The sequence below is a fragment of the Streptomyces sp. NPDC006365 genome (assembly GCF_042870755.1).
Taxonomy (GTDB): domain Bacteria; phylum Actinomycetota; class Actinomycetes; order Streptomycetales; family Streptomycetaceae; genus Streptomyces; species Streptomyces xiangluensis.
In genome coordinates this window covers 574840-596131 of sequence record NZ_JBIAHS010000002.1, presented here as the reverse complement: position 1 = coordinate 596131, position 21292 = coordinate 574840, and the positions used below count along the sequence as shown (strand labels likewise).

Sequence of the window (21292 nt, the reverse complement as noted above, 5' to 3'; positions counted from 1 at the left end):
GCGTACGGATCCTGATCCGCGCACGGGAGGGTCATCGGTGATCGTGGCGAGGTGCCGAGCGGGCCGCACCGGTCGACGCCTGATTCGGGGAGACCGCCGGCGCCCTGGCCGGCCTGCGCCCGGTTGGCCCGGCATCCCGGCGCGGATCAGGAGGCCGGGATGCGCGGGCCGCTGGTCACTGCTTCCAGGCCCAGTGCAGGCGGTCGAGGCCGCTCTGGTTGTTCAGCTTCAGGGTGAGGCGGGTGCCCGTGCCCTGGAGGGTCGTGAGGGAGTAGGTGTCACCGCTGCGCAGGCCGGGCCAGTAGACCGAGCCCAGGCCCATCTCCCGGATGGTGTCGGTCGCGGCCTGGATGTAGGCCACCTCGTTGGAGCCGTTGACCGGGCCGTTGTAGTCCAGGCCGGTGGTCATGGAAGCGCCGAACTCGTCGAGAATGGTGCGTGAGGCGCAGTCGCCGATGCGCTCCTTGAAGTCCGCTTTCCACTGGTCGACGCTGGTCCAGTCGGTGTGCCAGAAGCCGTAGTTGTGCAGGGCGATCCGGGTGCCCTTGAGGCGCGGGTCGGCGCACACCGGCTTGACGTCCTCGCTGTACTTGTACCCTCCGATCACCATCCGGTCGCGGGGCACGTTGCGGTGGGTGGCCACCCACTTCGCGGCGATGTCGGTCCACTCCTGGGCGGTGTAGCCGAACGGCTCGTTCATCGGCTCGAGGTACACCTTGGAGTTGCGCCCGTAGGCGGAGGTGATCCGCGCCCACATCCGGTCCCAGGAGGCCTGGTCGTCGATCTTGCCGTCCTTGGCGTTGTCGGCCTCCCAGTAGCCCAGGATGACCTTGAAGCCCTTGGCGGTGGCGGCGTCGATCGCGCCCCGGTACGACTTCCAGAAGGGGCCGTTCACAGAGGTGGGGTTGACCGGGAGGCGGACCGTGTTGGCGCCGAGCTTGGAGAAACCGCCGATGATCGCTTTGGACTTGGCGTAGGTCCTGGCGTAGCTCTCGGAGGTGGACAGGCCCGAGGGTACGACCGCGTCGTCGGCGAAGTTGTCGCGCGGGTCGGCCCAGTTGACCCCGCGGAAGTCGCTGACGGGCGGCGGCGAGGCGTGGGTGGAGGCGGCGGCGGGAGCGGCGGACGCGGGGGAGGCGAGGGCCCCGCCGAATGCCGTGACGCCGGCCAGCAGCGCCCCCAGGCAAGCTGTCCCGCGATGGTTCTTTCGAGGCACGAAGTCCCTTTCGGCGCAAGTGAATCCGCGAACCTCACATGCAGGTCGGCGGCTCTGTGGCTCCCGCAAAGTAGAAGAGATCTCGAACAGAGGTCAACACATCTGCACACCAAATTTCATCAAGAACGCAGGGTCACGAGCTGCCCCAACCCGCCGCGGCGGGCCGCCGCGGTGCCGTGGCCGACTCGGAGTCTCTTCTGGGCGAGCTCCGGTGAGTTGGTGGCGGGCGGCTGTCAGCGCGGCGTCGATGTCGCGGGCCCTGGTGGCGATGGGGCCGGGGTGCGGCTGCGGAGTATCGCAGTGTCATTCCCCGCGCTCGTCCACCGGCGGCAACTGATCGTCCGACACGACGTGGACCGCTGCCTCCTCGGCACCCGCCGCTCCGCCGTCGATGCCCCGGTCACCGGCGACGAGTTCCTTGGTGGTGTCCGTGTGCGCGCCCTCGTCAGGCGCCACAAGGCGGCCGGCGCGGCCCGTGCCGGCCTCGGGGTCGCGTGGTTCGCCCTCGCCGTCGGGCACATCGCCGACATCGTCTCCGGCCGGCTCCTCCACGTCGGGAACCTCCTGCCGCAGCCTCTCGTCGAGGGACTCACCCTCATGCTGCTCGGCCGCCGTGATGCCCGCTTTGGTGACACCCAGCGGCTTCTCCGGCGGGGAGTAGCCCTCATCCAGCATGTCGTCGTACGTGCGCTCGTCCACCGCGTCCTCGAGATCCAGCGGAGCGGCGTCCTCCTGCTCCTCGTTGCTGCCCGTGGGCTGATAGACGTCGTCCGCCATGTTCTCGTCACTCATGTCCGCCTCCCGGCCGGTGATCGGTTGGTGCTGCCCTGGGGAGTACCGAGTACCCGGCGCGTGATGCCTGGCGCGGCCCCGGCACGGCGGCCCGTCCACGATCACGTGCAGATCACGAGCCACCGTTCGCAGCACCACGGCATCGAGAGCTGTTCGGGTGGGCGTGGGCCCGCCCGCGTTTCCGGTCGGGGGCGGGGGGCACTCGGGCCCGCATGAATCAGAGTCGTCGCACCCCGCTCATCGACAGCTCACTCGCCGTCCTTGCCAAGGGGTACGCCTGGCTGCCCGACTGTCGGCGCCGTACCACCGCCCCCGTGGTGCGCGCCCGGGTCACGGGACAGCACGCCGTCGCCCTGCACGGTCCGGAAGCGGTGCGGTTTTTCTACGACGAACAGCACGTGGAGCGCGGAACGGCGCTTCCCGGTCCGGTGCTGAGCACACTGTTCGGGCACGGAGCCGTGCACACCATGGACGGCCAGGAACACCGCGTACGCAAGGAGATGTTCCTCTCCCTGCTCACCGGACCGGAGGCGGTCGCCGGTCTGGTGGAATGCGCCATCGCGGCATGGGACGAAGCGGTGGAGTCGTGGCCTGGCCGTCCGTCGGTGGTGCTGTTCGACGAAGCGAGCCGCGTTCTCACCCGAGGCGTCTGCCGTTGGGCCGGAATCCCCCTCGACGACGCGGAGTCGGTGGCCCGGGACCTGGTCGCCATGGTCGACGGCTTCGCCACGCCGGGGCCGCGCCACTGGCGGGCTCGCCGTGCGCGGTCCCGCAGTGAGGCGTGGCTGGGACGTCTGGTCGAGGACGTACGGGACGGGGCCGCCACCGCGCCGGCCGGGTCGGCGCTGGATGTGGTGGTCCGGCACCGGGACGCCGACGGCCGGCTCCTCGACTCGCACACGGCCGCGGTCGAACTGCTCAATGTCATCCGTCCGACCGTCGCGGTGTGCTGGTTCGTCGCCTACGCCGGTCATGCACTGCGCCTCAGGCCGGACATCCGGGAACGGCTGGGCGAGGACGACCCCGCGTACGCCGTGGCCTTCGCCCATGAGCTGCGGCGCTTCTACCCCTTCGCCCCGTTCCTCGGCGGCCGGGCCGTCACCGATCTGGAGTGGCGGGGAGAACCGATCCCGTCCGGCACTCTGGTCCTGCTGGACCTGTACGGGCAGAACCACGACCCGGACCTCTGGGACGCTCCGTACACCTTCGACCCGCAGCGCTTCCTGGAGCGGCCGGCCCATCGCGACGAACTCGTTCCCCAAGGCGGCGGCGACCGCACCACCGGTCATCGCTGCCCCGGTGAGGACATCACGATCTCGCTGCTGCGCGCCCTCGGGCCACGGCTGGCGCGCTTGGAGTACGACGTGCCGGAACAGGACCTGAGGATCCCGCTGAGCCGCATGCCCGCGCGCATACGCAGCGGATTCGTCATCGAGGCCGTCCGTGTACCGGCGTCCGCTCTCAGCTCCGGGCGGGCAACGGGCTGACGGCTGCCCCGGAGAGAGGCACGTGATTCCGATGATCACTGAAGCTCATGTCCGCGCGCTGCTGAACCGTGAGGACGACGCGGTGCTGGTGCTGCTCCGCGGGCGGGCCGAAGTGGTCTCCGCTCCGGAGGTGGACTCGGAGCGCTGTCGCGGCGCGATGACGGTGATGTCCGGCCGGGAGCTCAGGGAACGCCTGGGCGCCGCCCGGTCGGCGCCGGGGGATCTCAGGACGGTCGCGGCCACCCTCGACGCGATGGTGACGGAGCAGGGCGGCTGAGCCGCGGCACGCTACTGAGTCGGCACCACGGCTAGGGACCGGACCGGGGACCGGACCGGGGACCGGACTGGGGACCGGACTGGGGACCGGACTGGGGACCGGGCTGGGCTGGGCTGGGCGGATCTGCTCACAGCGCGTTCGGCGTGCCGACTCAGTCGGCTGCTTTCCCCTTCGGCTACCCCTCATCTACCCCGGATCGCGGATTCCTGGGGTAGGCCGTGCCCGAAACCGAAGCCCGTGCGGCGGTTCAGCCCGTGTAGCGGCGGGCCCTCGAATGGCGCTGGGAATCCTCCAGCAACCGCAGCCGGGACTCGACCTCCGGGGGAAGCACGCGCCGTTCGCGCAGTACCCACGGCAGCGCTGCGGCGGCCTCGGCGAAGGCGCGCAGTGACACGGTGTCGTGCGGCACGGTGCGGGCCAGGTCCACGGTGCGGCGGAGCGCGGGCCCTGCCGGGCGGCGGAGCCAGGTGAACCACAGCGTGTTGCGGATGCCGTGGGCCCGCCGCAGCGTGGCGTTCCGGACGACCGAGGGCCGGTGATGGACGGTCAGGTGCTCCGCGTACGTCAGCCACCAGCCGTCCGCCGCGAGGTCCGCGGCGAGCAGTTCCTCCTCGCCGCCCAGCCACAGCCGGGGGTGGAAGCCGCCCGCGGCCCGGAAGGCGTCGGCGCGCAGCACGGTCGCGGCGGCCAGGAAGGAGCCGATGGCCGGCCCGGGCAGCCAAGAGGGCCCGGGAATCGGCGAGTTGCGCAGTTCGGTGACGATCGGGTCCTCGGTGCCGTCCGGTTCGACGACGATACGTGCCGTGACGGCGCCGAGTGCGGGATGCCGGTCGAGCAGGTCGGCGGCACCGGACAGGGAGTCCGGCGCCCACCAGGAGTCGTCGTCGCAGAAGGCCACGTACGGCGTGTGCACCTGGCGCATGGCCAGGTTGCGGCCGACGGCGCCGAGGTTGCGGCCGGGACGCAGCAGCCGTACTTCGGGGTGGAGGCGGGCGACGGCGGAGGCGGTGCCGTCGGTGGAGGCGTTGTCGGTGACGATGACAGGGGGCCGCTCCGGCAGTTGGGCCAGGTGGTCGAGGGTGCGCAGGAGTTCGGGGCGGCGGTTGTGGGTGATGACGACGACGGTCGTGCGGGGGTCGGTCATACCGGTGCTCCGGTGTCTGCGGCGTCCAGGCTGCCGGCGGCCCGCTCGACGTGCGGGGGCAGCGGCCTGCGGGCCCGCAGTGCGGCGGGCAGGCGCACAAGGGTCTGGCGCAGGGCGTGGCGGGCGTGGGGGTCGTGGCGGGCCTCGGCGGCGAGGTCGCGGGTGCGGGCCAGGGCGTACGGCAGGGGGCGGCGCAGCCATGCGGTGAGCAGGGCGTTGCGGCGGACGGTGGCCGGGCGGTCGGTGCGGGGCGACGGTGCCGGGTGGTGGTGGGCGAGCACGTCAGGGCAGTGGGTGACGCCCCAGCCGCGGGCGGCGAGGTCGTAGGCGAGCAGAGTTTCCTCGCCGCCGAAGAACAGCAGGGGGTGGAAGCCGCCCGCGTCCAGGTAGGCGCTGCGGCGGACGACGGAGGCGCAGGCGAGGAAGCCGAGGACCTGGGCGCCGGGCAGGTCGGCCGCAGGGCCCAGCGGGGACGTGGCGAGCGTGTCGTTGAGCGGGTCGGGATCGGCGGCGGGCCCGATCAGGGTGCGCGCGGAGAGCAGGCCGAGCCGCGGGTGGGCGTCGAACAGGCGGGCCGCGCGGCTCAGGGCGCCCGGCGCCCACCAGGAGTCGTCGTCGCTGAACGCCACGTATGGGGTGTCGAGGGCCCGGACGCCGTGTGTGCGGGCGAGGGCTCCGCGGTTGGAGGGGAGGCTCAGCATGCGGACCTGGGGGAAGTCGCGGGCGAGGAGGTCGCGGGTGCCGTCGGTGGAGGCGTTGTCGGCGACGAGGACGGGGGGCCGCTCGGGCAGGTCGAGAAGGTGACGGAGGGTGCGGGCCAGCGAGGGCGCACGGTTGCGGGTGGCGATGACGACACCGACGGGCGCGTGGTTCATGTCGACGGGCCCGTGGTTCATGCCGGGCCCGTGGTTCATGACGGGTGCGTGGTTCATGACGGGTTTGCGTCGGGGAGTCGGTCGAGGACGTCGAGGACGTCTTCGGAGCGGATACGCAGCAGGGCGGGGTCGGTGCGGCGCCCGTGCGGGTCGCCGTCCGGGCCGGGGTGCCACAGGACCTGATGGCGCGGGTGCGCGGGCGGGCCCCAGCGGCTGGGCGGGACGGGCCCGAAGAGGGTGACGGAGGGTCCATGACGCGGCGACCCCACGGAGGGCTGACGTACTCATGTCCCGCCGGGCCGCCGCTGCCGAACGATCCGCTGGACCCGGAGCCCCAGCGCGGGCGTTTCCGGTCCTGGCTCGGTGCGCTTCCCAAGGCGTGGAGGTCGACGCGGGGTGAGCCGCTCGCACAAGGTGATCGCGTGCCTCTCCGTGGTCGCGGCCTTCTGCTTCTTCCTGTTCGCCGGACTACCGGCCCACGCGATGCGGCCCGGACTCACCCGTCCCGGGCCGCAGTTCGAGAACGAGCCTGCTATGCATGGACGTGTCCGCTATGCATGGACGTGTCCGCGCCCGTGTCCACGGCTGGTGAACAGCCGGTACAGCGCGAGGAGGATGACGGACCCGACGATGGCCGCGATCCAGGTGGACAGGTCGAAGAAGCCGTCGATCGAGTCGACTCCGAAGGCCACCTTGCCGAGGAAGCCTCCAAGCAGGCCTCCGGCGATGCCGATGAGCATGGTGACAATGATTCCGCCCGGGTCCTTGCCCGGCATGAGCGCTTTGGCAATGGCCCCAGCGAGCAGACCGATGATTATCCACGCGATGATGCCCATGGCAGAGTTTCTCCTTTGTGTCCGGCTTTGTGTCCGGTTCGCCGGACGGGTTACCCATGAGCACGTCACCAAACAGCAGTTGGCGCCAAAGCCCTCGAACGCACGGCCCGACATGGGCCGGAGAACATTCCAGATGGCAGCACCGGTGGGGTTCGGCTGTTCTCCTCAGCAGGTGGGTGCCGGTTCGCTGACGGTCCGTCACACTGCACCCTGGGCGGCCCGCCGCGCCGATGACGAACAGCTCGGCGCAGGGGCCTCTGGTGGAGTCGTAGGCGTTCACCGCGATAACGATCCGGCCGCCACGAGCGCGGGCCGCGTTGCGTGCTCGCACCCGACGACCGCGGCGCACCATCTTCCCCATACATCCGATCTCACGGCGCGTAAGGAGCGGAACTCATCACGAGATGACGACGACCACCGACAGAGTTACGCCTATTCATCGGATGACGTCAGGTCACGGGTATTGCCGTCCGCGAGTGACGCTTCTACCGTCCATCAGGTACGCATGTGAACGTCGTTCATCCATGTGATGAGGAGTCGTCATGCACAAACGTACCGTTGGCCTGTTGTCCCTCGGCGCGGCCATCCTGTTGCTGCTCGTCGCCGCGATCCCGACCGGAGCCGCGGTCCCGGCCGGCACGGTGGTAGCCGAGCAGCGCGTCCCCCGAACCGTCGTGCTCGACGGCAAACGCCTGGTGCACGCGAAACAACGCCTCAACCAGGGGGACCCGGTGCGGCGACGCGCTCTCGCCGACCTGGTCCAGCAGGCCGACAAGTGGCTCGGCCAGGGCCCCTGGAGCGTCACCGACAAGACACAGACCCCGCCCAGCGGTGACAAGCACGACTACCTGAGTCAGGCCCCGTACTGGTGGCCCAGCCAGCCGAAGACGCCCGACAACCCGTTGGGCTGCCCGTACGTGAGCAGGGACGGCCAGCGAAACCCTGAAGCCGACGCGATCCCCGACCACGCCAACCGTGCCTACGTCTTCGCGTCCGCCTACACCCTCAGCCTCGCCTGGTACTACACCGGCCAGGCCGCGTACGCCCGGCACGCGGCCGACATTCTGCGCACCTGGTTCGTCACGCCGGAGACGAGGATGAACCCACGCCTGATCAACGCCCAGTTCGTGCCCTGCGGTGACGACGGCCGGGCGGCCGGCCTCATCGAGTTCTCCCTGGGCTTCACGAGCCTGCTCGATGCGGCCGCGATCTTGGACACCGGCGCCCCCGGCTGGGCCCGTGGCGACCATGACGGATTCCGCTCCTGGTCCGTCCAGTACCTCGACTGGCTGACCACAAGCGACTTCGGCAAGGCGGAATCCGCGGCCGTCAACAACCACGGCACCTTCGCCGACATGCAGGTGTCCGCCATCGCGCTGGCCGTCGGGCGCCCACAACTGGCCCGCCAGACCGTCACCCAGGCACGGACCACCCGCATCGACCAGGGCATCTCCCCAGACGGCAGCCAGCCGCAGGAGATCCGCCGCACCCGCAGCTACCACTACTCCGCCTTCAACCTGCTCGCCCTCGCCCGGCTCGCCGACGTCGGACGGCACGTAGGCATCAACCTCTGGAAGTACCAAGGCCCCGACGGCCAGAGCGTGTTCAAGGCCGTCGGCTTCCTCCTCCCGGCCGCTACGGGCACGGCGCCCTGGCCCTACCCCGAGTCGAACTTCGAGATATGGAAGGCGGACGACGTCATCCACGCAGCCGCCGACGCAGGCGACCGCGACGCGCGGGCGGCGCTGCCCCTGCTCATCCCACCGCCCGGCGGCGATCTCTGGACTCTGCGGCCCGCCGCCGAACTGCTGTCCTCGGAGTTGTTCTGACCAACCAGAGGCCAGAGGGCCCGTCACATGCCTCGACGCGCGCGCTGCCCCGCGACTGGAAGTCCGGAGCGCCCGACGCAGGCCGCTCCTCCCCTTCGAAACATTCGAAGCCCAGGCCCTAGGAATTTCCCGGAAGCGCCCCTCTGCTTCGAAGGCCTCAAGCCCTTGATCAAGGGCTTGAGGCCTTCGAAATATTCGTAACCGAAACCGCAACTATTGACACTTGTCGAGAGCATGCCCACACTTCGACCACATCCCGGCCTCAGATGAGGAGGAGCCCTCACATGAACCTGGTACCCGCACACCCGACGACCCGCAGGGCCGCCTGCGGCTTGCTGTTAGGGGCCGCGTCGGCACTGGCCCTGCCCGGTACCGCCCGCGCCGCCACCGTCATCACCACGAACCAGACCGGCACCAACAACGGCTTCTACTACTCGTTCTGGACCGACGCGCAGGGCACGGTCTCCATGACCCTGGGCTCCGGCGGCAACTACAGCACGAGCTGGAGAAACACCGGGAACTTCGTCGCCGGCAAGGGCTGGAGCAACGGCTCGCGCAGGACCGTGAGGTACTCGGGCACCTTCAATCCCTCCGGCAACGGCTACCTGTGCCTGTACGGGTGGACGTCGAACCCGCTCGTCGAGTACTACGTCGTCGACAACTGGGGCACCTACCGGCCAACGGGCACGTACAAGGGCGCTGTCAGCAGTGACGGCGGCACGTACGACATCTACCAGACAACGCGGTACAACGCGCCGTCCGTCGAAGGCGTCAGGACCTTCAACCAGTACTGGAGCGTGCGGCAGTCGAGGCGGACGGGCGGCACCATCACCACAGGCAACCACTTCGACGCCTGGGCCCGCGCGGGGATGCCCCTCGGCAGCTTCAGGTACTACATGATCCTCGCGACCGAGGGCTACCGGAGCAGCGGGAACTCCAACATCACGGTCGCGGCATAGTTCGTTCCGTCGGTGTCGGTCGGGGCTGAGCACAGGTCGGTCGGGGTGGGCACAGGTCGGCCGGGGCGCCTCAGGACTGTGAGGCCGCGTGCTCCTCGACGATCAGTCCCGCAGGTGCCGAAACCGATTCGATCCGGCCGTCGGAGCCGATGGCGACGTCGAGCCGTTCTCCCGCGACGTTGAGCCCTGTGACTGTGAGCGCGCCGACGGGGAGTGGGCCTGTCGGCCGGAGGTGGAGGCGTCCGGCGGGTACGTCGGGCTCCAGTCCGGTCAGTGCGGTCATGAGGGCGATGGTGTTGTTTTCTCCGCACCGGCGGGGGCGGTTCGACGGTCACGCAATTCCAACAGCGTGACCGCCTCCCCGCCCGGATCACCGAACCGGTCCCACCGGACCATCCACGACGCGGTCCGCGGACTCGCCGGCGACTCCCCGCTGCCCAAGGCTTTCGTCCCTGTCCTGCTCGTCCCTGTGCGGCGTCTCCTCGGTCCGCGAGGTGTGCAACAGCGCGGCGGAGAGCCAGATCAGGATGACGCCGACCAGGATGTGCAGCGAGCTCGTGAGCAGGGACTCCGGCAGCGGGGTCAGGAACGCGAACAGTGGCAGGACGACGGCGTACCCCCACGACGGGATCCTTGGGAACACCCGGGCGCGGAGCAGGGCCGCCCCGAACAGGGCGCAGCCTACGGCGAAGACGGTCGCGGAGCCGATGAGCACGGGGATCGTGGGGCCGGTCAGGGTCTCGTCCAGGACGTCGTCGTCGAAGTAGAACAGCACCAGGTTCGCGGCGAACGCGGCACCGCCGAACAGGCCGAGACCGATGAGGTTCACAGTGTGGGCGACGTCCCCGAAGCGGCCGGTGGCCGGACTCTGCCGCCGGTGCAGCGCGGTGAGCAGCGGCAGGGCGAACGCCGGGGACAGGGCGAGCGGGACGCTGGTCGCGGAGGTCTCCCCGGTGAATACCTCGATCAGCGCGGGCAGGGCGAGCAGCAGGCCGGACAGCACCCCGCACAGGGCGCCGGCACGGACTGTCGATGAGATGGTCGGCGAGGTCATGAAACCGCTCCGGTTGCTCGGAAGTGGGTCAGGGCGGCAACCGTAGGGAGCGGGCGACTGGCGACGGGAGGTGAAGGGCGGCGACATCGGTGGCCGGAGGTCACCATCTCCCGGGCTGTATGCGGCCGTTCGGCATGTGCCGGTCGGCCCGACCTGGCCGGAGTGCCCCGCCGGGGTCACTCAGAGGCCGTCTTCGGCTTAGCCTGGCGACAGCGGGTGAGGGGGTCCGATGACGGCGTTTGTGCCCGTGCGGTGGGTGGCGCCCCTGCTGTACGGTGCGGTGCTCGTCGGCGGTCTGTACTACGCGGCGGCAGGCCTGGGCGCCGGCTCCGGACCGACGGCGTGGCGGACGGTCGGCTTCGTCGCCGCGATCGGGGCGCTTTTCGCCCTGGAGGCGGCGGGACACCGCCGGCCCGCTGCCCGGGTGCCGGTGCTGCTGGCGCGGTGCGCCCTGATCGGCGCGGTGGTGCTCCTCGACGCCTCGGGACTGTCCCAAGTGCTGTTCGTGCTGCCGCCGTTCACCGCCTACTTCGCCTTCGGCCGCACGACCGCGCTCGCGCTGGGCGCCCTGTGCCCGGCCGGGCTGCTCACCGCGTACCTGCTGACCGCACCCGGCTGGTACCGCGACCCGGAGCACGTGTCCGATCTGCTGATGCTCACCGTCGGCCTGGTGCTGGCGCTCTCCATGGCAGCCGTGGCCGTCGGCGAGCAGCGCGCACGGCTCGAACTCCAGGAGTACGCCGCCCGGGTCGCCGCGCTGTCCGCCGCCACCGAGCGCAACCGGCTGGCCCGGGACATCCATGACAGCCTCGGTCACCATCTCACCGCGATGTCCGTGCAGTTGGAGATGGCCTCGGACTTCCGGACCCTGGACCCCGACGCGGCCCAGCGGGCGCTGAACGAGGCGAGGCGGTCGGTGCGGCTCGCGCTGGGCGACGTACGGCAGTCGGTGCGCGCGCTGCGCGGCGAGGCAGCGCGCCCCGCGTTGTCGGCCGTGCTGGCCGGCCTGGCGCGAGACGGCGGGGCGCCACCTCGGGTCACCGTCGAGGTGAGCGGCGACGAGGACGGTTACGGCACGGCCGAGCTGACCGCCCTGTACCGGGCCGCGCAGGAGGGCGTGACCAACGCGCGCCGCCATGCCCTGGCCTCGCAGGTGACGGTGGTCGTTCGGCTGGCCGGGGACGCCGCGCGGCTGGTGGTGACGGACGACGGCCGCGGCTTCGCACCGGACGCGGCCGCCACCGGGTTCGGGCTGGTCGGGATGAGGGAGCGGGTGCAGCTGGTGGCGGGGAGCGTGGACATCGAGAGCGGCCCGGGCGCCGGCACACGGCTGATGGTGACCGTTCCGCGCGGGAAGACGGGGGAGATGTGACATGGATCAGGAGCCGACGCAGACGCCTGTACGGGTGCTGGTGGTGGACGACCAGCGGCTCATCCGGGACGGCATCGCCTCCCTGCTTTCCATCCGGCCGGGCATCGAGATCGTCGGCACGGCCGTGGACGGCCGGGATGCCGTGGCGAAGACACTGGAGCTGGCCCCGGACGTCATACTCCTGGACGTCCGGATGCCGGGGATGGACGGGGTCGAGGCGGTTGCCGTCCTGCGCGGCCGGGCGCCGGATTGCCGAGTGGTGATGCTGACGACGTTCGACGACGAGGAGTACGTCGTACAGGCACTGCGCGCCGGAGCCCACGGCTACCTGCTCAAGGACCTGCCCGCCGAGGAACTCGCACACGCGGTACGCCTGGCACACGCCGGCGTCACACAGCTCGACTCCTCCGTCGCCCGCCACCTCACCGCCGCCCTGCCGTCCCCCGCCCCCGCCGACGCGCCTCCCGCCGTCTCGCTGAGCCCACGTGAGACGGACATACTGCGGCTCCTGGCACACGGCCACACCAACCGGGAGATCGCCGCACGCCTATACCTCAGCGAGGGCACGGTCAAGAACCACGTCTCCCGCATCCTCACCCGCCTCGCCCTACGCGACCGCACCCAGGCGGCGCTCCGCGCCCGGGACCTCGGCCTGTTGTGAGGTCCTTGAGTGACTGACAGGTATGCGACGGCACGCGGACACCATGCTCCTGTTCCAGATGGACGCACGGCACGAAGCGTTCCCCTCTCCTGCGCAAGCGGTACGGCGTCCGCACGGGGCCGCTCGGGGACGACTCCCGCCGCACCCTGGCTTGCGGTTCCCCGCCGACTCAGCTTCCGGCCCTGAACTTGCCCGGCGTGGTGCCCAGCCTCTGCTGGAAGACGCGTGTCATGTGGCTCTGGTCGGAGAAGCCGCAAAGAGTTGCGACTTCCCGCAGTGGGTTGCTGGTCCGCTGGAGCATGAGCTGGGCCCGTGAGACACGCTGTTGGATGAGGAATTCGTGTGGAGTGGTCCCCGTGGTCCGCCGGAACCGCCGCGCGAAGTGGTAGCGGCTCAGGCCGACGCAGTCGGCCAGGTCGTCGAGAGAGATGTTCTCGCGCATGTGCGAGCGAATGTATTCCTGAACGGCACTGATCTGTCGTGTGGTGAGCGTGTCGTTGGGGCTGTGCTCCTTGAACTGCACCTGGGCGTGGCGCCGCAGGATGTGCACGGACAGTTGACAGGACAGGGACTCGATCAACAGGGGACTGCCCACGTCGCTGTGCGCGGCCTCGGCGGCGATGTGCATGGCCGTGCGGTGGATCGCCGGGTCGCTGGCCTTGAGTACGTCGTGGAGTTCTATGTCGGCTATATCGCGTTCGTACATCTGACGGCAGGTCGCGGCGAGTTCGTCCTGGGTGAGGTAGACGTGCACGACCTCGATGCCCTCCGGCCAGACCCAGTGGGATTCGGCGGCGCGGGTGAGCAGTGAGACGTCCCCGGGGCCGAGGTGTTCGGTCGACCAATGGCCGTCGAGGCGGCGTCGCATGGCGGTGGTTCCGCGGCGATAGGCGACGATCATGTAGTCCCGGATCGGGGGGACTTCGACATCGGAGCCGGCGTAGCGGTATCCGCGTACCGACATACCGTCCCAGCCCTGTTCGGGACTGTGCACGGTGAGGCGCCCCGGCACCCAGGTCGGAAGCTCGTCCGGCCTGATCAGTTGTTGCGCCATCGGACTGCCCTCCACGTCGACGTTGACGCTCGGCAACGGGCTGCGGCGCCGCGAGTGCGCGGCAACTCGTCGCGTTGGGACGCTAGCGCCTGCGGGCGGAATGCGACAGGTCAGGCTGATTGTCGGCTCCGCATGTTCAATCCGCTCAGCGGATTGTTCAACGCGTCGAGACGCCCCGTGTCTCCATGACGTGCGCGTTCTTCCGTGTCTTCGCCGGCCGTACGCATTCCTTCAACGCCCGGGCATTCCTGTTCAAGCCTTTCGACGGGTTCCGGTGCACCGTTGTCGGCCATCAGGTGGGCGCTCGTACGGCGCTGGGCCATCAGGTGGGCTCGTACGGCGCCGCAGCTTCCGTTGGATCGGAGATGCACCCGTGACAGCTCAAGATCAATCACCCGGCGCAGGCGAGAGCAACTGGGTCGCCCTGGATGCGGGCGGCACGATGACGGACGCGGTCATCGTCAGCGAGGACGGCCGGTTCCTGGTCGGCAAGTATCTGACCAACAAGCAGGACGAGTCGGTCAGTTTCATCGGTTCGATCGCCGACGCGGCGAAGACCGACGGCAGAGAGCTGTCCGAGGTGATGCCGCACAGTGAGGTCATCGTCTACGCCGGCACGATCATGCTGAACACGCTGCTCAGCAAGACCGGGTCGACGGTGGGGCTGCTGCTGACGCAGGGCTTCGAGGACTACCTGCTGATGGAGAAGGCCGAGGGCGGCTGGCTGGGCTATCCCTACGCCGACCGGCTGCACACCGTGACCCATCACCACGACGATCCGGTGATCCCGCGGCAGCGGGTGCGTGGCGCCCAGGAACGCATCGATCTGTTCGGCCAGGTGACCGTCCCCCTGCGGGAGGAAGACGTACGGATCGCCGCGCGGGAGCTGGCGGCCGCCGGGGTCGAGTCGATCGGTGTGATGTTCCTGTTCTCGCACATGAACCCCGCGCACGAGCAGCGTGCGGCCGAGATCATCGCCGAGGAGGCACCCGGCGTCTCGGTGGTGCTGTCCTCGGCGATCGCGCCGACCCACAAGGAGTACACGCGGCTGGCCAGTGTCGTCGCGCAGTCCTACGCCGGGGAGCGAGCGCGGGGGCACTTCAAGTCCGTGGAGAGCAAGGCGCGTTCGGACGGTTTCCAGCGGGAGGTCTCCACGCTGCTGGCACACGGCGGCACCGTGCCGGTGGACACCCCCCGGCTGTACGAGTCGTATGTGTCCGGTCCGGTCGGCGGTGTGCTGGGCGGGCACTACGTCGGGGAGATCCTCGGTTCGGACAACGTGGTCTGCTGCGACATCGGCGGCACCAGCTTCGACGTCGGCATCGTCCGCGACGGCACCATCCCGATCACCCGGGAACCCACGCTGTTGAGCTTCCGCACCAACATCCCGATGATCCACACCGAGTCGATCGGCGCCGGGATGGGCTCGGAACTGGGGATCCACCCGCTGACCGGGAAGCTCACCATCGGACCGCGGAGCGCGGGGTCCGATGTCGGGGCCTGCCTGAACTGGCCGAACCCGACGATCACCGACTGCCACCTGCTGCTGGGCTATCTGGATCCGAACAACTTCCTCGGCGGTGACGTGCCGCTGGACAAGGACGCGGCGCAGGCGGCGCTGGAGCCCATGGCCAAGCATTTCAAGGTCGGTGTCATGGAGTTCTGCGAGCGGGCGCATCAGCTGGTCACCGAGTCGATGCGGGAGTTCCTGTCGAACATGCTCCGTGGCCGCGGGTACACCACCGAGGAGTACTCGATGCTGATGTACGGCGGTGGTGGCCCGCTGGGACTGTCGGGGGTGGTCGACGGGCTGGACTTCAAGGAGATCATCACCTTCCCGTTCGCCGCCGTCTTCTCGGCGTTCGGCGTGCTCTGCGCGCCGCGGCGCTACCGCTACCACCAGGCGACCATCGCGGCCTGCCCGCCCGGGGACGACGCTCCCGCCCGCGCCGTCAAGGGCGCGGCGATCGAGGCGATCAACGCGGCCTGGGCGTCGCTGGAGCAGCGCGCGCGTCAGGACTTCGCCGTCCACGGCTGGGACTTCGGCGCGGCCGAGCTGAACCGCTCGGCCTATGTGCGCTTCACCAACCAGCTGTCGGACTTCGAGGTCCCCTGGGCCGGTGAGCGGCTGGAGTCGGTCGACGACCTGCACGAGCTGATGCGCGGCTACGAGCGGGTCTACACCAGCATCTACCCGAAGCAGGCGCTGTACTCCGAGGTCGGTTACCAGATCCTGGAGCTCGCGCTCTCCGCGGACCTCGAGACACCCAAGCCCGCCGTCCCGGTGCTCGACCTGCACGGCAGGACCCCGCCCTCTTCGGCCCTCAAGGGAACCCGACCGGGCCACTGGAGAGGCCAGGACATCACCTTCCAGATCTACGAGATGGACGAGCTGCAGGCCGGCAACGTCGTGGGCGGCCCGGCGGTGATCGAGCACCCGGCGACCACGCTGCTCATCCCGCCCACCCATCACGTCGAGTTCGACAGCCGCCGCCTCATCCACTACCGCGCCGGTCAGGCCTGACCGCCGTCCCGCTTCCTGCCGAGGAGACACACACCATGGCCAACGAGAAGCCGACGCTGCTCCAGCAACTGCAACGCAGCGAACAACTCTTCGAGGAAACCGGTCACTACCAGGGACTGACCGAGCTGACCAACCTCGAAGCCGACCCGCTGCAGTTCGAGTCGTTCCACTCACGGCTACTGTCGACCATCATCTCGACGCGCGAGACGATGAAGTACATCGCCTCCTCCCCCGCGGTCCGGGACTTCGAGGAGTTCGTGATCGGGCTCTACACCCCGGAAGGCGACGCCATCGCCCTGTCCAGCGGGATCATGGTGCACGTCCACACCCTGTCCGAGTTCATCAAGTTCATGATCAAGAACGGGTACGAGGACAATCCGAGGATCCGGCCCGGGGACATCTTCGAGAACAACGAGGTGTGGGCCGGCGGTGTGCACACGCCGGACGTCATGACGGTCATCCCGGTCTTCCACGGCGACGAGCTCATCGCCTGGGTCGGCGCGGTCACCCACGAACTGGAGGCGGGCACCTACGAGGGACCGGGCATGTCGGTGCTCACCCCGGACCGCTACGGCGAGGGCCTGCACATCAGCGCGGAGAAGGTCGGCGAGGACGACCACTTCCGCCATGACTACATGCTGCGGCTGCGCATGGGCCTCAGGAACGCCAACTGGTGGATCCTCGACGACAAGGCCAAGCTGTCGGGCTGCCTGATGGTCCGTGACGCGCTCACCGCGATCATCGAGGACTTCGGCCTGGGCTACTACCAGCAGGCCACGAAGGAACTGATCGAGGAAGGCCGCCGGGAGTTCCTCAAGCGGGTCCGTACGACCATGGTGCCGGGCACCTACCGCGGGCTGACCATGCCGGTACACAAGCGCAGCCACGTGCCGTTCGTGCACCCGCTCGCGAAGAACGACTTCATCGACCTCGTACGTCAGGAGATGACGGTCACCGGTGAGGGCCGTATAGAACTCGACTACGAGGGCTCGACCGGCTGGAGCTTCCACCCGTTCAACTGCGCCCCCGGGCCGATGAACGGCGGCTTCTGGATCACCCTGACCCAACTCCTCAACTACGACGGCCGGGTCAACGACGGCGCGTATCTGGCGGTCAAGCAGTACCTGCCCGAGGGATCGATCGTCAACGCCAACTACCAGGGCGTGGCGACCTCACTGGCCTGGTGGACCCTCATCCCGATCTTCGCCAACGTCTGGCGGCTGATGGGAATCAGCTGGTACGCCAGGGGATTCACCGAAGAGATCCTGATGTCGACCCCGACCTGCATGGTGGGGGTCACCGGTTTCGACCAGTTCGGCGGGCCGACCGGTTACAACAACTTCGAGATGGCCGGGGAGAGCTTCGGCGCCCGCGGGGTCGCCGACGGCATGGACTGCGGCAGTCCGATCTGGAACTCGGAAGGCATCCAGGGCGACGCCGAGGTCTGGGAGCTGACCGGCCCCAACGTCTACCTCGGCCGCAGTTTCATCCCCGACCACCAGGGCTACGGCCGTTTCCGCGGCGGGTCCGGCTGGCAGTCGCTGTGGATGGTCAAGGGCTCCGACGTGGTCAACGTGACCCTCTCGGGGTCCGGGTGCATGAACGGCGGTGTGTTCCACAAGGGGCTCTTCGGCGGCTACCCGCCGGCGGGCTGGAAGTGCCTGTGGGCCACCGGAACCAACATCGGCGACCTCATCGCCCGGGGCGAGAAGCTGCCGTCCAGCCTCGAAGAGGCCGAGCAGATGCTGCTGGACGGCACGATCACCGCCGAGGACTGGTACTGCGGTCCGGACAACCAGTGGTCACCGAACCTGCGGGAAGGCGACCTGTTCGGCGTGCTGTACTACGGCGGCGCGGGCTACGGCGACCCGCTGGATCGCGAGACTCCCTCCATCGAGAAGGACCTCGCCAACGGACTGATGACCACTCAGGGTGCGAGTGCGGCCTACGGTTACGCCGGCTCCGACACGGATACCGAAGCCGAACGCGAACGACGGCGGCAGGCTCGGCTGGCCGCGTCCGTACCCGCCTCCCAGTGGTGGGAGGGCGAACGCGACCGCGCCGCCGCGGGCGAGGTCTCCGACATGGTGCACCACGCCTTCGCCCGCTCGGCGAAACTGTCCGACGCCCTCGTCACCCAGTACCAGGCGTTCTGGCAGCTCGACGCATTCCCCTACACCGAGACCGGCGAGCCGAACTTCTCCGCCCCGGCACCCGTCGGTTTCTACTACCCGAGCTCGTCCAGCCGCCCGCGGCCCGACGCGACCGCCTCCTGACACCTCCGGAAAGAGGGCAGCACCATGACCACCGCCGACGACCGCCCCCCTGTCTCCAGCCAGGAGACGACGACCGCCCTGGTGCAGCGCAAGCTGTCGTGGGAGGAACTGCTCGGGCTCATGCGGGCCCCGAAGGAGGAGTCCCGCTTCGCCGAAACCCTCGTCGCGCTGCAGGAACTCGTCGACTGGGAGGAGCAGATCCTGCTCCCCCTCGGGGAGAACCTGTTCATCGTCGCCAAGGACGGCAAGGCCGTCGTCAAGACGAAGGCCGGCGCAGAACTCGGCCCCTGGAACGGGAACTGGAAGATGAACTGCCGGGTGATCGTCCGACGCACCCGCGAGGACTTCCTGGAGATCTACCCCGAGGAACACCTGACCATCGATCCCGAACTCGTCGAGATCCGCGAGTTCCTCTGCCCGGTCAGCGGCACACTCCTCGATGTCGACTGCGTCCCGCCGACCTTTCCGGTGGAGGTCGACTTCACACCCGACCTGGCGACGTTCTACACCGAGTGGCTGGGCCGCGACCTGCCCGTGACGTTGTAGGACCCGGGCCGGCGGGGGCGCCTTCCCCTCCCCCGCCGGCCGTCCCCCTCCCCGCCCCGACGCAGCGCGTCCGGGCGCCCGGAGCCGGAAAGGCGACGATGAAGACACCCGACACCGACACCGACCTGCTGTGGAGCCCGGACACCGAAACCGCCGCCCGCTCCAACATCTCCGGCTTCATCCGATGGCTCGGGCACACACGTGGCCTGTCGTTCACCGACTACGCCGACCTGTGGCAATGGAGTATCACGGACCTGCCCGCGTTCTGGTCCGCCGTCTGGCAGTACTACGGCCTCGACGAGGTCACCACCTACGACGAGGTACTGGCAGACCCGGCCATGCCCGGAGCACGGTGGTTCACCGGAGCCCGGATCAATTTCGCCGAGCGATGCCTGGCACATCCCTCGACACGTCACTCGACACATCCTTCGGCGACCCACCCCGCACTGATCAGCCTCACCGAGGGCGGCACACCGGTCGAGACCTCGTGGGCCGACCTCCGCCACCAGGTCGCCGTGCTCAGTACCACCCTGCGCGATCTCGGCATCGGGCCGGGCGACTGCGTCGCGGGATACCTGCCCAACATCCCCGAGGCCGTGGTCGCCCTGCTCGCCACCGCGGCAGTGGGAGCCGTCTGGACCGTGTGTTCCCCGGAGTTCGGCACCCCCAGCGTGCTGGCCCGGCTCCGGCAGGCACAGCCGACCGTGCTGGTCGCCGCGGACGGTTATCGGCACGACGGCAAGGAGCACGACCGCCGTGGGCAGATCGCCGATATCGTGGACGGTCTGCCCACGGTCCGGCACCTCGTCACCGTCAACCGACTGTCTCCGGCAGGTTCGGACACATGGTCGCGACGCAGGGACGTGGCCCAGCACGAGTGGACCGCACTGGCCGCCGTGACCGCCGCGGACGCCCGCCTGGAGTTCACCGACGTGCCGTTCGACCATCCCCTGTGGATCCTGTGGTCGTCGGGAACGACCGGCATCCCGAAAGGCATCGTGCACAGCCACGGCGGGATCGCCGTGGAACTCCTCAAGGCCCTCGGTCTCGGTGCGGACGTGCGTCCCGACGACCGGTTCCTCTTCCTCACCTCCACCAGTTGGATGGTCTGGAACTTCCTCGTCGCAGGGCTCCTCCACGGGGCCACGATCGTGCTCTACGACGGCAGCCCCGCCTTCCCCGACGTCAACGGAGCGTGGCGGGTCGCCGAGCGCACCGGCGCGACGTTGGTCGGCGTCGGCGCGGGCTATCTGGTCGCTGGCGAGAAGGCCGGCGCCCGCCCCGGCGCCGACCTCGACCTCGGCGCGATCCGGTCGATCCTGCAGACCGGCTCCTCCCTGCCACCGTCCACCTGGCGCTGGGTCTATGACCACCTCGCGCCCGACGTCTGGCTGCAGTCGGTGTGCGGCGGCACGGATGTCTGCTCCGCGCTGGCCGGCGGATCCCTCCTCCTCCCCGTACGGACCGGCCGCATCCAGTGCCCGGCCCTCGGCGTGGCACTGGCCGCATGGAACCCCGACGGAGACCCCGTGATCGACAAGCAGGGTGAACTGGTCGTCACCGCGCCGATGCCGTCGATGCCACTGCACTTCGTCGCCGACGCCGACGGCTCCCGCTATCGAGCGAGCTACTTCGACACCTACCCCGGAGTCTGGCGGCACGGGGACTGGGTGACCGTCTCCGCGGACCACACCGTCGTCGTGTCCGGCCGATCGGACGCCACCCTCAACCGCATGGGCGTTCGCATGGGCTCCGCCGACATCTACGCCGTCGTGGATCAACTCCCCGAGATCACCGACAGTCTCGTCATCGGGGTCGAACTCGATGACGGCGGCTACGTCATGCCCCTCTTCGTCGTCCCGGCTCCCGGCGTCGCACTGGACGACGTCGTCCGCGGCCGGATCAGGGCCGCGATCCGGCACGAGTTGTCCCCGCGCCACGTACCGGACACCATCGTCGCCGTCCCGGCCGTTCCGCGGACTCTCACCGGAAAGAAGCTCGAGGTGCCCGTCAAACGGATCCTCCAGGGAGCGGACCCGGCCGACGTCACCGCGGCAGGCGCTGTCACCCACCGGGAGATGCTGATCTGGTTCGCGGAATACGCCGCCGAGTTCACCACCGGATCATCCAGGGCTGGTGGCCGCTCTGTCTGAACGCCGGCGTTGCCGTAGAAGGTCTCGCCGATAAATGCTCCCGCCGGGCGGCCGGCCGCGGCCAGTTCGTCGATCACCGCGACGGCCTCGGGTGCGTAGCGCACGGCATCCGGTCCGCGGTGGCGGCCGCGGTAGGAGTTGGGCGAGTCCACGGTGTGCACCCAGCTCGGACGGGTGGCCAGGGCGTTCGGGTTGTCCTGGAGCGAGGTGGAGACCGCGTCGGAGGCGTACGTCCAG

General features: G+C 69.5%; 18 protein-coding genes and 1 pseudogene. 10 read left to right on the top strand and 9 right to left on the bottom strand.

Features of this window, described 5'->3' with window-relative positions:
- Positions 1–175 precede the first annotated feature (175 nt).
- Complete coding sequence (locus ACFYO0_RS07780) at positions 176–1216, bottom strand: glycoside hydrolase family 5 protein (protein WP_388672232.1); 1041 nt, start codon at positions 1214–1216, stop codon at positions 176–178.
- Positions 1217–1519: 303 nt separating this feature from the next.
- On the bottom strand, positions 1520–2008 hold the full coding sequence (locus ACFYO0_RS07775; protein WP_388672229.1) for a DUF5709 domain-containing protein: 489 nt from the start codon (positions 2006–2008) through the stop codon (positions 1520–1522).
- Positions 2009–2220: 212 nt separating this feature from the next.
- On the opposite strand from ACFYO0_RS07775, the gene ACFYO0_RS07770 reads away from it, so the two are divergent.
- Positions 2221–3495: a cytochrome P450 gene (locus ACFYO0_RS07770; protein WP_388672226.1), complete on the top strand. Its 1275-nt coding sequence runs from the start codon at positions 2221–2223 to the stop codon at positions 3493–3495.
- A gap of 31 nt (positions 3496–3526) precedes the next feature.
- On the top strand, positions 3527–3772 hold the full coding sequence (locus ACFYO0_RS07765) for a hypothetical protein (protein WP_388672223.1): 246 nt from the start codon (positions 3527–3529) through the stop codon (positions 3770–3772).
- Between the two features lie 247 nt (positions 3773–4019).
- Here the strand turns inward: ACFYO0_RS07765 and ACFYO0_RS07760 are convergent, their stop codons facing one another.
- From ACFYO0_RS07760 to ACFYO0_RS07745, 4 genes and pseudogenes are all read right to left on the bottom strand, one after another.
- Positions 4020–4916, bottom strand: coding sequence for a glycosyltransferase family 2 protein (locus ACFYO0_RS07760; protein WP_388672220.1), 897 nt, complete (start codon positions 4914–4916; stop codon positions 4020–4022).
- Complete coding sequence (locus ACFYO0_RS07755; protein ID WP_388672758.1) at positions 4913–5791, bottom strand: glycosyltransferase family 2 protein; 879 nt, start codon at positions 5789–5791, stop codon at positions 4913–4915. The genes ACFYO0_RS07760 and ACFYO0_RS07755 overlap by 4 nt, the downstream gene beginning before the upstream one ends.
- A 53-nt stretch (positions 5792–5844) precedes the next feature.
- Positions 5845–6039 (bottom strand): annotated as a pseudogene (locus ACFYO0_RS07750) (glycosyltransferase family 9 protein); the annotation flags it as partial.
- Positions 6040–6342: 303 nt separating this feature from the next.
- Positions 6343–6627, bottom strand: coding sequence for a GlsB/YeaQ/YmgE family stress response membrane protein (locus tag ACFYO0_RS07745; RefSeq protein WP_388672217.1), 285 nt, complete (start codon positions 6625–6627; stop codon positions 6343–6345).
- A gap of 542 nt (positions 6628–7169) precedes the next feature.
- Here ACFYO0_RS07745 and ACFYO0_RS07740 point away from each other — a divergent pair.
- Both ACFYO0_RS07740 and ACFYO0_RS07735 read left to right on the top strand, forming a co-directional pair.
- A complete protein-coding gene (locus ACFYO0_RS07740; RefSeq protein ID WP_388672214.1) occupies positions 7170–8456 on the top strand; it encodes an alginate lyase family protein in 1287 nt (428 codons plus the stop codon).
- A gap of 284 nt (positions 8457–8740) precedes the next feature.
- Positions 8741–9415 carry a glycoside hydrolase family 11 protein gene (locus ACFYO0_RS07735; RefSeq protein WP_388672211.1) on the top strand — a complete coding sequence of 225 codons (675 nt, stop codon included), beginning with the start codon at positions 8741–8743 and terminating at the stop codon, positions 9413–9415.
- A gap of 70 nt (positions 9416–9485) precedes the next feature.
- Here the strand turns inward: ACFYO0_RS07735 and ACFYO0_RS07730 are convergent, their stop codons facing one another.
- Both ACFYO0_RS07730 and ACFYO0_RS07725 read right to left on the bottom strand, forming a co-directional pair.
- Positions 9486–9698, bottom strand: coding sequence for a hypothetical protein (locus ACFYO0_RS07730; RefSeq protein WP_388672208.1), 213 nt, complete (start codon positions 9696–9698; stop codon positions 9486–9488).
- An 87-nt stretch (positions 9699–9785) separates the two neighbouring features.
- Entirely contained in the window at positions 9786–10469 is a 684-nt protein-coding gene (locus ACFYO0_RS07725; protein WP_388672206.1) for a hypothetical protein, read from the bottom strand.
- Between the two features lie 229 nt (positions 10470–10698).
- Between ACFYO0_RS07725 and ACFYO0_RS07720 the strand changes: the two genes are divergently transcribed.
- Both ACFYO0_RS07720 and ACFYO0_RS07715 read left to right on the top strand, forming a co-directional pair.
- A complete protein-coding gene (locus tag ACFYO0_RS07720; RefSeq protein ID WP_388672204.1) occupies positions 10699–11841 on the top strand; it encodes a sensor histidine kinase in 1143 nt (380 codons plus the stop codon).
- A 1-nt stretch (position 11842) separates the two neighbouring features.
- Positions 11843–12502: a response regulator gene (locus ACFYO0_RS07715; RefSeq protein ID WP_388672201.1), complete on the top strand. Its 660-nt coding sequence runs from the start codon at positions 11843–11845 to the stop codon at positions 12500–12502.
- Positions 12503–12671: 169 nt separating this feature from the next.
- Here the strand turns inward: ACFYO0_RS07715 and ACFYO0_RS07710 are convergent, their stop codons facing one another.
- On the bottom strand, positions 12672–13556 hold the full coding sequence (locus tag ACFYO0_RS07710; protein ID WP_388672198.1) for an AraC family transcriptional regulator: 885 nt from the start codon (positions 13554–13556) through the stop codon (positions 12672–12674).
- A gap of 373 nt (positions 13557–13929) precedes the next feature.
- Here ACFYO0_RS07710 and ACFYO0_RS07705 point away from each other — a divergent pair, with 373 nt between their 5' ends.
- The 4 genes from ACFYO0_RS07705 (at position 13930) to ACFYO0_RS07690 (ending at position 21055) form a co-directional block, all read left to right on the top strand.
- Positions 13930–16080, top strand: a complete 2151-nt coding sequence (locus ACFYO0_RS07705; RefSeq protein WP_388672195.1) for a hydantoinase/oxoprolinase family protein — start codon at positions 13930–13932, stop codon at positions 16078–16080.
- Between the two features lie 35 nt (positions 16081–16115).
- On the top strand, positions 16116–18356 hold the full coding sequence (locus tag ACFYO0_RS07700) for a hydantoinase B/oxoprolinase family protein (RefSeq protein WP_388672192.1): 2241 nt from the start codon (positions 16116–16118) through the stop codon (positions 18354–18356).
- A gap of 24 nt (positions 18357–18380) precedes the next feature.
- Positions 18381–18902 (top strand): acetone carboxylase subunit gamma, encoded by a 522-nt coding sequence (locus tag ACFYO0_RS07695; RefSeq protein ID WP_388672189.1) that lies wholly within the window; start codon positions 18381–18383, stop codon positions 18900–18902.
- A gap of 98 nt (positions 18903–19000) precedes the next feature.
- Entirely contained in the window at positions 19001–21055 is a 2055-nt protein-coding gene (locus tag ACFYO0_RS07690) for an acetoacetate--CoA ligase (protein WP_388672186.1), read from the top strand.
- Positions 21056–21292: the final 237 nt, after the last annotated feature.

Coding starts and splice junctions, on each gene's coding strand:
- ACFYO0_RS07775 (WP_388672229.1), bottom strand. CDS start 2,008: ATGAGTGACGAGAACATGGCGGACGACGTCTATCAGCCCACGGGCAGC.
- ACFYO0_RS07770 (WP_388672226.1), top strand. CDS start 2,221: ATGAATCAGAGTCGTCGCACCCCGCTCATCGACAGCTCACTCGCCGTC.
- ACFYO0_RS07765 (WP_388672223.1), top strand. CDS start 3,527: ATGATCACTGAAGCTCATGTCCGCGCGCTGCTGAACCGTGAGGACGAC.
- ACFYO0_RS07760 (WP_388672220.1), bottom strand. CDS start 4,916: ATGACCGACCCCCGCACGACCGTCGTCGTCATCACCCACAACCGCCGC.
- ACFYO0_RS07755 (WP_388672758.1), bottom strand. CDS start 5,791: ATGAACCACGCGCCCGTCGGTGTCGTCATCGCCACCCGCAACCGTGCG.
- ACFYO0_RS07745 (WP_388672217.1), bottom strand. CDS start 6,627: ATGGGCATCATCGCGTGGATAATCATCGGTCTGCTCGCTGGGGCCATT.
- ACFYO0_RS07740 (WP_388672214.1), top strand. CDS start 7,170: ATGCACAAACGTACCGTTGGCCTGTTGTCCCTCGGCGCGGCCATCCTG.
- ACFYO0_RS07735 (WP_388672211.1), top strand. CDS start 8,741: ATGAACCTGGTACCCGCACACCCGACGACCCGCAGGGCCGCCTGCGGC.
- ACFYO0_RS07730 (WP_388672208.1), bottom strand. CDS start 9,698: ATGACCGCACTGACCGGACTGGAGCCCGACGTACCCGCCGGACGCCTC.
- ACFYO0_RS07725 (WP_388672206.1), bottom strand. CDS start 10,469: ATGACCTCGCCGACCATCTCATCGACAGTCCGTGCCGGCGCCCTGTGC.
- ACFYO0_RS07720 (WP_388672204.1), top strand. CDS start 10,699: ATGACGGCGTTTGTGCCCGTGCGGTGGGTGGCGCCCCTGCTGTACGGT.
- ACFYO0_RS07715 (WP_388672201.1), top strand. CDS start 11,843: ATGGATCAGGAGCCGACGCAGACGCCTGTACGGGTGCTGGTGGTGGAC.
- ACFYO0_RS07710 (WP_388672198.1), bottom strand. CDS start 13,556: ATGGCGCAACAACTGATCAGGCCGGACGAGCTTCCGACCTGGGTGCCG.
- ACFYO0_RS07700 (WP_388672192.1), top strand. CDS start 16,116: ATGGCCAACGAGAAGCCGACGCTGCTCCAGCAACTGCAACGCAGCGAA.
- ACFYO0_RS07695 (WP_388672189.1), top strand. CDS start 18,381: ATGACCACCGCCGACGACCGCCCCCCTGTCTCCAGCCAGGAGACGACG.
- ACFYO0_RS07690 (WP_388672186.1), top strand. CDS start 19,001: ATGAAGACACCCGACACCGACACCGACCTGCTGTGGAGCCCGGACACC.